Source organism: Proteiniphilum sp. UBA5463, from assembly GCF_002427225.1.
Lineage (GTDB): Bacteria > Bacteroidota > Bacteroidia > Bacteroidales > Dysgonomonadaceae > Proteiniphilum > Proteiniphilum propionicum.
Genome location: NZ_DIQL01000001.1, coordinates 35,745 through 49,174, shown reverse-complemented (window position 1 = coordinate 49,174; position 13,430 = coordinate 35,745). Strand labels below are relative to the sequence as shown.

6 protein-coding genes and 1 pseudogene are annotated in these 13,430 nt (G+C 43.0%); 1 reads left to right on the top strand and 6 read right to left on the bottom strand.

Translation table 11 applies throughout. The features are described 5' to 3' along the window. Positions 1-28 precede the first annotated feature (28 nt). The gene (locus B3B27_RS00165; RefSeq protein ID WP_286846448.1) at positions 29-2,977 is read left to right on the top strand and encodes a putative LPS assembly protein LptD; all 2,949 of its coding nucleotides are present in this window, start codon (positions 29-31) and stop codon (positions 2,975-2,977) included. Position 2,978: 1 nt separating this feature from the next. On the opposite strand, the gene B3B27_RS00160 is transcribed toward B3B27_RS00165, so the two are convergent. The 6 genes and pseudogenes from B3B27_RS00160 to B3B27_RS00135 all read right to left on the bottom strand — a co-directional run. Continuing rightward, entirely contained in the window at positions 2,979-4,244 is a 1,266-nt protein-coding gene (locus B3B27_RS00160; protein WP_238868306.1) for a replication-associated recombination protein A, read from the bottom strand. Positions 4,245-4,567: 323 nt separating this feature from the next. Then, entirely contained in the window at positions 4,568-6,814 is a 2,247-nt protein-coding gene (locus B3B27_RS00155; RefSeq protein WP_286832431.1) for a GH92 family glycosyl hydrolase, read from the bottom strand. Positions 6,815-6,859: 45 nt separating this feature from the next. Continuing rightward, a complete protein-coding gene (gene alaS / locus B3B27_RS00150) occupies positions 6,860-9,475 on the bottom strand; it encodes an alanine--tRNA ligase (RefSeq protein WP_238868308.1) in 2,616 nt (871 codons plus the stop codon). 554 nt (positions 9,476-10,029) lie between these two features. Continuing rightward, the gene (locus B3B27_RS00145) at positions 10,030-10,512 is read right to left on the bottom strand and encodes a hypothetical protein (protein ID WP_238868309.1); all 483 of its coding nucleotides are present in this window, start codon (positions 10,510-10,512) and stop codon (positions 10,030-10,032) included. Positions 10,513-10,575: 63 nt separating this feature from the next. Further along, complete coding sequence (locus tag B3B27_RS00140; RefSeq protein WP_286846446.1) at positions 10,576-12,336, bottom strand: RagB/SusD family nutrient uptake outer membrane protein; 1,761 nt, start codon at positions 12,334-12,336, stop codon at positions 10,576-10,578. Between the two features lie 23 nt (positions 12,337-12,359). Beyond that, positions 12,360-13,430 (bottom strand): annotated as a pseudogene (locus tag B3B27_RS00135) (TonB-dependent receptor); the annotation flags it as partial.

Below are 13,430 nucleotides of genomic sequence, written 5' to 3'. Positions count from 1 at the left end.
GAAAACCATTACTACCGGCTCTTTGCGAATGAGGCAGCTATTACATTTTACATATCTACTTATCGTTCTGTCACTTTGCCTTCATTGCTCTTCGGTAAGGAAGACGAGTGTAGTGACAAATCAGATAACCAAACCTTCTGCATCGGCAGCTCTGCTACCCGATTCAGAAGATAAAGATATTCTCTCACCTGAAACATCATTCTCTGAATCAGATAACAGGGACAGTGTGTTAGATGCGACAGCGTCGGCCGATATCTCGAAACAGAATATTGTTCCCGGCACAATTCCACAGGAACCATTATCATCCGATTCGATTCAACTGCCTGACTCTGTTGCACTCTCAATAGCTACGGATACTTTGATAGCACCAATAGCACAAGATACTGTACCTGACGGGGAACAGATGCTGAAAGCTGCTGTCCTTTATACAGCACAGGACTCAATGGTGTTCACCGCCGACAACATGGGATTTCTATATGGAAATGCCGAAATAAAATATGGTGAAATGGGTATCAAGGGGGAATTTATCACTATGGATATGGACAGCAGCATTATTTCATCTACATTTGGCATCGACTCCGTGGGGAAAGAATTCGGATATCCTGTATTTTCGGAAAGTGGTACTGAGTATGAGATGAAGAAGGTTCGATATAATTTTGATACACGTAAAGCATTTATCAATAATGTTATTACTCAACAGGGAGAGGGGCATATAGTTGCAAATGATGCGAAGATGAACGCTGATAACTCTTTCTATATGAGAAATGCAAAATATACCACCTGTGACAATCATGATCATCCACACTTTTATCTGAACCTGTCTAAAGCAAAAGTACGCCCCGAAAAAGATGTCGTTACAGGCCCGGCCTGGCTGGTGGTAGCCGATGTGCCCCTCTTTCCCATTGTGCTGCCCTTTGCATTCTTCCCATTCACGAAAACTTATTCATCAGGCATTATTATGCCGGGATACGGAGATGAGATGACCCGAGGATTCTATCTTCAGAATGGTGGTTACTATTTTGCATTGAGCGATTATATTGATCTTGCTGTAACCGGTGAGATATATACAAAGGGTTCATGGGGTATCGGTGCTCGCTCAAATTACCGTAAAAGATATAGATACTCAGGGAGTTTCAATGTATATTACCTGAATACTGTTACCGGAGAAAAAGAACTAAAGAAAGTTGTACCGGAAGCTTACTCCGTGGCAAAAGACCTGCGAATCAACTGGACCCATTCGCAGGATCCGAAAGCAAATATGTATCGCACACTCTCTGCAAGCGTAAACTTCTCTACAAGCAGAAACAACCACAGAGATCTCAGCAGGTTATACTCGCGTGAGGCATCTAACAACACCAAAAGTTCGAGTGTTAACCTCACACAACGTTTCCCTGACTCTCCATGGAGCCTTTCTGCAACAATGAGCATCAACCAGGTATCGCGAGATTCCACCATTGCAGCCACACTTCCTAATCTTTCAATCAACATGAGCCGAATCTATCCGTTCAAAAGAAAGAATTTGGTGGGTGATGAAAGATGGTTCGAAAAGATATCAATGAGCTATTCAGGAGAGTTCAGAAACTCCATAACCACCAAAGAAGACCTGTTTCTGAAGTCTAACCTGGTGAGAGACTGGACAAACGGGATGCGTCACAGCATTCCCGTGAGTGCAACGTTTACTCTGTTCGATTTTATTCAGGTATCGCCATCGTTGAATTATACAGAACGATGGTATACCGGTGCTCACAAACAAGCCTGGGATCCCATAGCCAAGAGACATGTCACAATTGATACAATTCAAGGATTTAAACGGGTTTATGACTACAGCACTTCACTAAGCTTACAGACAAAGTTGTACGGTATGTTCACTCCATGGTCGATATTCGGAGATAAGATACAGGCCATTCGCCACGCATTCTCACCCAGTATCAGTCTGAACTACAGGCCGGACTTCGGCGATCCGAAATACAATTTCTTCGAGACATACACCTATAAGAATGAGTATGGCGAGGATGTAGAATATACCTATTCTCCCTACTCAACAATGATGTTCGGAACTGCTCCGAAAGGGAAGAGCGGGAGCATAGGATTCGATTTCAAAAACAATATTGAGATGAAGATCAGATCAGACAAAGACTCAACAGGAGTGCGCAAAGTCAGCCTTATTGATGATCTGGGAATCAATTTTAATTACAATATGATGGCCGACTCCATGAAGTGGAGTATGATAAACTCAAATATCCGGTTGAAATTCTCAAAATCATACACTCTCAGCCTAAATGCAACATGGGACCCATACCTGTATGCACTTGATCAAAACGGGACCCCCCGCCAGATAGACAAACTAAGGATAGTCAACGGCAAAGGATTTGGGAAGCTTATGAGTACAGGCACATCTTTCTCATACTCACTGAATCAGGATACATTCAAAAAATTATTCAGCCGCAGCAGTGAAGAGGGCGATAAGGATAAAGGCGCTAAAAACCCGGAAAACAATCTGCCAGACGATGGCACAATGGGGGCAAACCCTTATGAAGAAGCCGAAAAAAGAAGCTCGTTCGACCGTTCTGAAGACAAAACAGGGGAGTTCGATAGCGATGGCTATCTGATAAATAATGTAAACTGGAACATCTCATTCAATTATTCTTTGAGGTATGGTTATGGAGAGTTCAATAAAGAAAGAATGGAGTACAGTGGCAAGCTAACTCATAATTTCGGCATGAGCGGTTCACTCCAGCCTACAAAAAACTGGAACTTCACTTTCAATACCGACTACAATTTCGACCTTAAAAAATTCACTAACATCAATTGTACGCTCACCCGGAATCTGCACTGCTGGACCATGTCGGCCAGCTTCATACCAATAGGGCCATATAAATCGTACAACTTTGTGATTCGAGCCAACTCTTCTATGCTACAGGATTTGAAATACGAACAGCGAAGCTCGCCTTATGACAGGGGAATGGACTGGTATTGATCTATTTATTACCCCACAACTTCTTCATCAGCTCATACATCTTTGCTTCAGCCGCATTCGACTGAGGATCCCAGAACTTACTCCCTTTCAACTCTTTGGGAAGGTAATCCTGCCTTACGAAATGATTATCATAGTCGTGTGAATATTTATATTCCCTGCCATAATCAAGCTCTTTCATCAATGAGGTGGGAGCGTTGCGTAAATGCAGCGGAACAGGCAGATTACCGGTCTGTTCGGCTTTAGCAATGGCATTGTCAATTGCCAGATAAGCGGAATTACTTTTGGGCGATGCTGCCAGGTAGATGGTTGTTTCTGCCAATACAATCCTGCCTTCGGGCCAACCGATCTTTTGCAGTGTTTCGAAACAGGCATTTGCCAGGAGCAACGCGTTTGGGTTAGCCAGGCCTATATCTTCGGCGGCAGAAATAACAAGCCTTCGCGCAATGAATTTGGGATCTTCTCCTCCTGCCACCATTCTTGCTAGCCAATAAATTGCCGCATCGGGATCACTTCCACGGATCGATTTGATAAAGGCAGAGATTATATCGTAATGCATCTCACCTCCTTTGTCGTAAGCAGCCGGATTCTCCTGCAGCCGCTCGGTGACCATCTTGTCGGTAATCACAATATCATCTTCGTTATTGTAGGCGACTGTCAGATCTAGTATATTCAGCAGTTTGCGGGCATCACCTCCCGAAAATCTAAACAGGGCTCCAGACTCTTTCACTTCAATTTTTTTCTCTTTCAGGATAAGATCTTCCTTTAGTGCACGCTGCAGCAGCACCTCCAGGTCTTTCTTCTCAAGGGATTTCAGCACGTACACCTGGCAGCGCGACAGGAGCGGCCTGATTACTTCGAATGAAGGGTTTTCGGTAGTGGCCCCTATAAGTGTTACCGTACCGGTCTCTACGGCATTCAGAAGGGAATCCTGCTGCGACTTACTGAACCGGTGTATTTCATCTATGAAGAGTATTGGTGCGGCATTGTTGAAAAAACTATTGCTCTTTGCTTTTCCAATCACCTCACGCACATCCTTCACCCCTGAATTTATAGCACTCAGCTTGTAAAAAGGTGCGTTCACAGTATTGGCGATTATATGGGCAAGGGTCGTCTTCCCTACTCCCGGTGGTCCCCAGAATATGATAGACGGTATCCTGCCGGAGTCTATCATCCGGCGCAATACAGCACCCTTACCGACCAAATGCTTTTGTCCGATAAACTCATCAAGATTTTGCGGCCGCAACCGTTCAGCTAAGGGTACACTCATAATTTTTCCAGAATTAGCAAATGAATGATTGCAAAGTTATGATTTTCCAGTAAATATAAAAAATAGACATATTACAGCACTCCTCTCCGATAATTTTTTTGCAGTAGAGCCTAGACAGATATTGACACTCAATGCATTAAAAATAATAATTTTTGATATTCACAATTTTAGGAGTGAGCTCAAACATGTTATGGTCTAACACTATCACTGAAAAGCGGTTGCTGGTTGATATGTTTGACAGTAAAACATGCAGGTATCGTTGCTTTCTCAGCAAACAAAAATTACGGTGACAAGCACAACAGGATATGCCAGGCGAACTCGTTTTATCTCCTCTCTTTGAGATAGAAAACTATTCTTTTTGCTTTCACCAGCTCATCGTGGGTAATCCGGTGGTTTTTCCACCGTTTGCCATCGACCTCTATTCTGTCAATTAAGATAGCCTTGTCTGAAGGCCGCACACTCTCTATTTCAATCGTGTGACTGTTGTAACGATATGCATCAAGTGTTATTGTCAGCTTGTCGAAAACAGGTGTTGTAAACGTATACGAGGGGTCTGTTGCATTATCGGGATAAAGACCCATCATGGTAAATACAGCCCAGGCCGACATGGTGCCGGTATCATCGTTGCCGGGAAGCCCGTCAGGTGAGTTTTTGAAATGTTTCGCAAGCAGCTCCCGGGTAATCACCTGCGTTCGCCACTCCTCCCCCTTCAGATAACTGAAAAGATAAGGATAGCTGATGTTAGGCTCGTTAGTAGGGTCGTAATGCCCATCGTCAAATACCTCCTGCAGCTTTTTTACAAACTTCCGTTTGCCGCCATGCATTTTTATCAACCCCTCCACATCGTGGGGCACCATAAATGAGTAGTTCCAGGAGCTCCCCTCGTGGAAACCGTGTACAGGCTCAAAATTCTCGCCCTGCTTGGGGTTGAAAGGCGACAGGAATTCACCGTCGGGCAGAATAGGTCGAAACACCCCATACTCCGTAGAATAGTATTTCCTGTAATTTAGCGACTGGCTGTAAAACCGATTTGCATCATCATCTTTTCCCAGAGCTTTTGCAAATTTTGACAAGGCATTATCGGCGATATAGTATTCCAGTGCGTGTGACACTGAATTATCAAACTCCTCCCTTAACGGAATATATCCCCTGGCAATATAGTCGTCAATATCTGGACGGATAAAATTATCTTTTCCCGGAGTAGCAGCAGATTTATACATAGCATTATAGGCAGCCTCTACATCAAAGTCGCGAAGACCTTTCATCCAGCTATCCACCAACACCGGGATGGCGGGATCACCCTCCATGGTGAGCGTTTCGCGGCTGTAAAGCTCCCATCTTGGCAGCCAACCTCCCTCTTTATACATGTTTACCATGGAGCGGACCATATTCAGCTGCTTTTCGGGGTAAAGCAGTGTTAAGAGCTGGTGTACATTCCTGTAGGTATCCCAGAGTGAGAAAACTGTGTATCGGGCTGAATCTGTTTTGCGGATTTCGTTACCTTCCATTTCGGGGTATTCACCATTCACATCATTCAACACATTCGGGTGAATGAGAGCATGATAGAGACTGGTATAGAAAATAACCTGCTGGTCTTTGGAACCTCCTTCAGGTATAACTTTCGACAAAGCATCGTTCCATGCCTTGCGCGCATCACGCTTAACTTTTTCAAAATCGAAACCGGGCTGTTCTGTTTCCAGGTTCAAACGTGCATTTTTGGTACTCACAAAAGAGACTCCTATCTGAACTTCAACCGACTCTCCCCCCGTCATATCATACATAAAAAATGCGCCGATATCATCACCGGCAATATCTCGGTCATACCGGGTATATAGCTTTCTTTTTCCACTGGTCTCATCCCACTGTGCTTCAACTCCCATCTCACGCTGCATCTTCCAATAACCGGCAGCTTTGGGGTTTTTGTTTACCCGCATAACAAAATAGATGGGAAACACCGCTTGAGGGTTATAACAAAACGAACCCAAAAGTTTCATACCTTCAACTTCGGTATCGCTCACTCGGCGCATCCAAGCTCCGGACTCATTGGTAAGTCCCTCACCCAGGTTCAGAATTATATTTGCCTCTCCTTCGGGAAAGGTGAAACGGGCAATGCTGCTTCGGGAAGTAGCCGATACCTCCGCTTTGATATTATACTTTGTGAGTATGTTGGAGTAATAACCAGGAGTAGCAGTCTCACTGGTATATTCACTCCCATATTCCGTGTAGTTTACGTTTAAATCTCCCGAGGTAGCCATCAACAAGAGTGAACCTGCTTCAGGGCAACCTACTCCGCTCAGATTCACATGTGAAAAACCTGTTAAAAAACGGTTCACATTTGAATAGGGTGTAGACCACCACTGCTTGTCCTTATCAAACTTGTTCTTATTAGATCCCATCACATTAAACGGCGATACCGACATCATGCCGTTCGGCAGCACCGGACCGGGATTTGTGGTTCCGTAATTTGTTGTCCCGATAAAGGGGTTCACCAAATCAGCCGGTTCACCGGGATATGCAAAAAGAGAGAAAAAGGCACACGCAATGAAAATCAGTCTCTGAAAACAGTTCATAATTTGCAGTTATAGTATTTGTAAAAAAACATCTGTAAACGTTCCTTACACTTTCAATTTATGGACTATCGCCTCTACTGCAGCACTCATCCCTTGTGCATTTTTACCTCCGGCAGTAGCAAAATGAGGTTGTCCCCCACCACCTCCCCGAATATGTTTTGCTGCTTCCTGCACCATCTTTCCGGCATGGAATCCTTTCTCTACCAGATCGTCACTAAGCATAACCGTAAGGCTGGGTTTCCCGCTTGAGACAGTGGCACCCACAAAAAGCATCTTCTCCGGGAACTGCCCTTTAAGCTGATATGCGATATCTTTCATAACTTCTGCAGAGCCCATCGGCAATATAATTTTAAAGAGAATCACACCATTGACCTCCTGCTTCTTATCGATAATCATCTGCTTTAGCTGCTCGGTTTTCTCTTTCACATACTCCTGGAGCTGCTTCTTCATATCCTCGTTATCTGAGAGCATCCGATGTATCCCCTGCATCACATCAGGCACATTATTAAGAAGATTCTTGATTTCGTACAACGCATCTTCCTTTGCATACAGATAATCTTCACAAACCTTGGCGGTTAACGCTTCTATACGGCGGACCCCTGCGGAAATAGCGCTTTCGCTGATAATTCGGAATGTTCCTATACGGCCTGTAGAGGATATATGAGTACCACCACACAGCTCAATAGAGGAACCGAAGCGAACAGTGCGTACATCGTCGCCATATTTTTCTCCGAACAGAGCTATTGCTCCCTGAGCCTTTGCCTCTTCAATGGGAACATGGCGATGCTCTTCTATGGGGAAGTTTTTCCTAATCCTGGCTGTCACCTCTTCCTCCACCTTACGGATCTCCCCGGGTGTCATTTTTTGAAAATGGGAGAAGTCGAACCGCAACAGTTCTGGTGACACATATGACCCTTTTTGTTCCACATGTGCGCCCAACACCTCACGCAATGCCTCATGCATCAGGTGTGTAGCAGAGTGATTGCACTCTGTTGCTGTCCTTTTATCCATATCAATTTTGGCTGTAAATGTACCTTCCAGGTTATCTGGCAGTTTATGAGTGAGATGCACCGCCAAATTATTTTCACGTTTGGTGTCGAATATCTCTATTTTCTCACCTTCATCCGAAATCAGCCAGCCTTTGTCGCCAACCTGCCCTCCCATCTCAGCATAGAAAGGAGAACGTGAGAGCACAATCTGATAGAAACTGTTTTTTTTCTGCTTCACTTCCCGGTAACGAAGAATTTGGGTTATACATTCCGTTTCATCATACCCCACAAACTCCGGATCACCATCCTGCACTTTTGTCCAGTCGCCCGTCTCCACTGCAGCCGCTTTGCGTGCTCTATCCTTCTGTTTTTGCATCTCTGCATTAAAGCCGGTCACATCAACCGTCATCCCATGCTCACGCAGGATCAGTCCGGTCAGATCAAGCGGGAATCCGAAGGTATCGTAAAGCTTAAAAGCAATCTCGCCACTCAACTCCCCACACTCTTCATCGGGCATATTTTTCTCAAGTAGTTTTATTCCGGTCTCCAGGGTACGCAGGAACGACTCCTCTTCCTCCTTCATCACCTTCTTGATAAGCGTTTGCTGAGCTATCAGCTCGGGATAAGCATCGCCCATAACTTCTATTAGGACAGGGATAAGATTAAACATAAACGGTTCATGCATCCCCAGGAAAGTGTACCCATAACGGACTGCACGACGCAGAATACGACGGATTACATACCCTGCTTTGGCGTTAGAAGGAAGCTGGCCATCGGTAATGGAGAAAGCAATCGTACGCAGGTGGTCTGCGATAACACGCATAGCGATATCGGTTTTTTCATCCTCTCCATATTGTCTTCCACTTATATCACCTATCTTTCGGATGACTGGCTGAAAAAGATCGGTGTCGTAGTTCGACAATTTACCCTGTACTGCCATACACAATCGTTCAAATCCCATACCGGTATCTATAACTTTCGCGGGTAAAGGTTCCAGCGAACCGTCTGCTTTACGGTTATATTGCATAAATACCAGGTTCCATATCTCGATCACTTGCGGATGACTTCTGTTCACGAGAGTAAGCCCGTCAACCTTCGCGCGTTCACTGTCGGGGCGGATGTCGATGTGTATCTCGGAGCATGGGCCGCAAGGGCCTGTATCACCCATCTCCCAAAAATTATCATGCTTGTTCCCGTTTATAATCCGCCCTTTAGGCAGGTATCGCTCCCAGTATGAAGCCGCCTCATCGTCACGCTCAAGATTCTCTTCGGCAGCGCCTTCAAAAACAGTGGCATACAGCCTATCCTTATCAAGCTTAAGTACTTCGGTAAGATACTCCCATGCCCATTCAATAGCCTCCCTCTTGAAATAGTCGCCAAAAGACCAGTTACCAAGCATCTCGAACATGGTATGGTGGTATGTGTCGTGTCCGACTTCTTCCAAATCGTTATGTTTACCGCTCACGCGCAGACATTTTTGGGAATCGGCAACCCTCGGATATTTTGCAGGCGTATTGCCAAGGATAATATCTTTGAACTGGTTCATTCCGGCGTTGGTAAACATTAATGTGGGGTCGTTTTTAATTACCATGGGAGCCGAAGGAACAATATGGTGTTCTTTCGATTGAAAAAAATCTTTGAACGACTGTCTAATCTCTTTGGAAGTCATCATACAAGTTATATGTTACACGTTAAAAACCAAGGATAGAAGTAATATGCCACGGATTAACCGATCTGGAGCGTAAGGTTTCTTTGCACCTTCTCCTAACCCTTGCTATGTTTTTTATTTCAAAACAAAATGCAAAGATACTATTTTCTTAGGTTTTTTGGAACAGGTTTTTTGGAACAGGAGTATTTCCTTTTACGAGGGACCCTTAAAAATTAATTCGGTTTAACAATACTCGCAACAGATGTTTTGCCAGGCCCAATAAATCTTTAAAAAAATACCAATATATTTATCGGCATTGGGTAGTAATTTTTCCAAATTACTCCAATAGATCTGATAATCTGCCAATAATTCATCAACCAGTACTCTTTTCAGATGCCGCTCGTAAAAATTTGCTTCAATTAATTTTTCTATTTTATCACTCAAAATTTTCTTTTAATGATTTGGCATCGTGCAAGAACTAACAATGACTGGCTTTAATATGTGTGCTTAAACAGACAAGACACTTGCAATGAAATATGTAAACAAGAAAAAGTATAAATTGAAACAAACAATAAACATTATTCGTCCAGTTTGTAATCAATGAAATCTCCGGTAGTCTCGATCAGACGGTTGAAGTCGTCTGGAAAACGTTCTCCACCATTGGCATTAATAGAAATGAATTTGCTTTGACCGTTTTGAACCAATTCAATGATATATAAAATTGAATTTTGTAAATTATTATTTTTCTCAAATCCGTAAGATTCTCTCATATCATTAATACCGCTTTTACTTACCAATTCCCTAAGTTCTATATACTCCTCTGTTGTTAGATTGCCCTGTCTGACTACTGGACGGCTAACCCCTTCGTATTTATCAAAAAAATAATTATTCTGTTCAATTTTATAGGTGGAATCGGAATTCATCTGAAATTCTACCTTATAATTCCCGATACTCTCCATGGTGAACTTGTAAGTGAAATCCATTAACTCCGGGTTGCTTCTTTTACACCCTGCAAACATAAAGATTGCAATAGCAACGATTGATAATTTGTATCTGATCATAAACCTTAAAATCAATATAAAAGGGAGGATATCCTCCCTTTTAGTTCAGTTATATAAAATTATTTATTTCCATGGATCGGGTTGTACCAAATATGGTTCGCCGTTTTCATCATTTCCCATGGTTTGAATTTGAGTTTGAGGTATTGGGAACATAGTTTTACTTGCATCCAGTGTAACAGCAGCACTGAATTTGGTGAACAAATATCCCTTCTCAAAATCGATATATTCTTTAATTTGCTGCGACATATATTCGCCACCCCATCGTGCCAGATCAAACCAGCGTTGTCCTTCCATGGCCAGTTCCAATTTCCGTTCCATCCGAACTGCTTTTATACATAATTCTTTATTGGTGAACACAGCATGCGTGGAAGGATACTCTTTGACAAGGTAATTTGCCGCAGGATTACCATTTGGCAGTTTGATTATGTTCACGGGAAGAGCGGCCCGTTTACGAATTTGGTTGACCATATTCATGGCTTCCGCTGTATTTCCGTCATTCGCCAAACATTCGGCATAAAGCAATATCATATCCCTTAAACTCAGGTATTGCAAGTTTATGGCCGACCCCGGTGCCCAACCGGCACTTAATCCTCCACCGGCCAATCCCGCGTCTAATTCTTTTTTTGAATAAACGTGTTTCTTAGGCATAAAGAATCCGCCGTTCCCCATATCTCTCACCCAGTTGCTTTTGGGAAACCCCCAGTCTTTATAGGGGATACCGAAACGTCCAATGGCAAAATCGAGACGTGGGTCAACAAGGGCATTGGTATTGACAGATAGTGGCGCTTCTTTTTCAGTAGACGGGTTTTTTACCGATACATACGGCTCGCTCCTGTAAGAATTATCTAATAAAGGTAATCCGTCCGTACCCACTTTAAAAGAATTAGCCAATTCATAAGAAGGTTGGTAAAAGCCACAACATCCACCGGGAGAATCGGCACCACCATGGGGATAGCATAAAGACATTCCTGTATTGGCATTGTTATAGTCGTTAGAAAATTGAACCGCAAAAATAGACTCTTTACCGTTATCGCGATAACTATCAAAATTGGCGTTCATATCATCTTCCAACCCATATTTCAGGGCATTGGATGTTTGGCCGTTATCTATTACATCTTTCAGAATGGGTTTTGCTAAAGCCATGTCGCCTTTTTGCATCAGGATTTTAGCCTTTAACGCTTTGGCTGCCCACAAATTTGCTCTTCCAGGCAAATCCTGTTTTTCCGGCAAATTAGTTATAGCAACATCTATGTCGGCCAATACTTTCGGGTAAATGTCAACATCATTATGTATTTTGGGATCATTTTCCTTGACGGTTTCATCCACCCATGGAATGAAAGGGCCAAACACTTTTATGCCCTCAAAATAGAACAACGTTCGGAGAAAATACAGTTCCCCTTTCCGGGTTTTCACAAAAATTTCCGGCAACTCTTCTTCCACTTCTTCTATGGTTTGCAAAGCAATGTTCACCCGTTTTGCGCCTTTATACACCCATATCCATTTTTGATTAATATAGTTATTGTTCGATTGCACACTATATTTCTCCATATCGTTTAAAACGGACTGGTCATTGGCATCGGAGCCTTTGTTGGCGTCGCCGCCATACATGCCTCCAAACGTCCAGTTAAAAGGGCTAGCACCCCAGCCATCTTCAGTAAGATTGGCATAAGCTGTTGTAGTAAGTAAATCGACACCTGTCTTATTCATCAAAGCAGCCTGATCTATACTCCCTTGAGGCGTTTTATAAAGAAAACTTTCTCCACAAGAAGCCAGCATAATAAAAATTGTGGCAATAAATGATATCAGAATATTATTATTTTTCATACTGTTTAATAATTTAAAGTAATTTAAAAAGCGAAATTTACGCCAAAAATTAATCGCATTGTTGTGGGCCAGCCTCCACCATCAATTCCACGGCTCAAGTCGGCACGATTACCCACTCCGGTTTCCCTGTTCGTAATTTCAGGATCCAATCCGGTGTATTTTGTAAAGGTCAACAAGTTCTCAGCTTGTAGATATATACGTAGGTTGGAAATAGTTGCCTTTTGTAACCATGACTTAGGCAATGTATACCCAACCACTAAATTTTTCAACCTTAAAAATGAACCGTCTTCAATGTAGTAAGAATTAAGCACTTTTCCTGTCCAACCATCCTTTGAGTCTAATATGGGCAATTGGGCTTTTGAATTGTCGGCACCTTTTTTCCAGGAAAGATCGCGCATTCGAGTGGAGCGGTTCCCTCCAAACAGGGGAAAATCAGTAAAAAATTTGGTGTTATTGAGAATATCGTTTCCTAGGGTTGAATACCAAAACATAGTCAAATCCCAATTTTTATACGTAAAAGAAGCATTTAAGCCGGCAATTAGATCGGGATGCGGACTACCGATGACTGTACGGTCGTTCATATCGATCTTACCATCGGGTTCTCCATTTTCGCCTCCACCCAAATCGGCATACTTGTACTTTCCCACATACTCCTGCGGACCCGGTTTATCGGGATCCAACAAATCTTTTTGGGTGGTATTATAGGGAACCGGAGAATTCATGACGTCTTGTTCATTTTCATAAAAGCCTATAATCTTAAAGCCATAAAATTCCGATATGGGACGCCCTTTAATCGTACGTGTTTCACCCACATCAAAGCGGTCACCATATCCCCATAAAGCAAAATCATCGGAGTTGGAAAGGCGCAATACCGTATTTTTATAGGTTGATAAATTCAATCCGAGGTCCCAGGAAAAATCACCTTTTTTATCCCGATAATTAAATGTAAAATCGGCACCCACGTTTTTCATATCTCCGTAGTTGATGTACGGTTTTCCAATTTCATCGTTTGCTAAAGCCGAATAAGCAGCTTCTATCAACATGTCGGAAGTTTGTTTGTGATATAAATCCAATGATGTGGAGAATTTTCCATT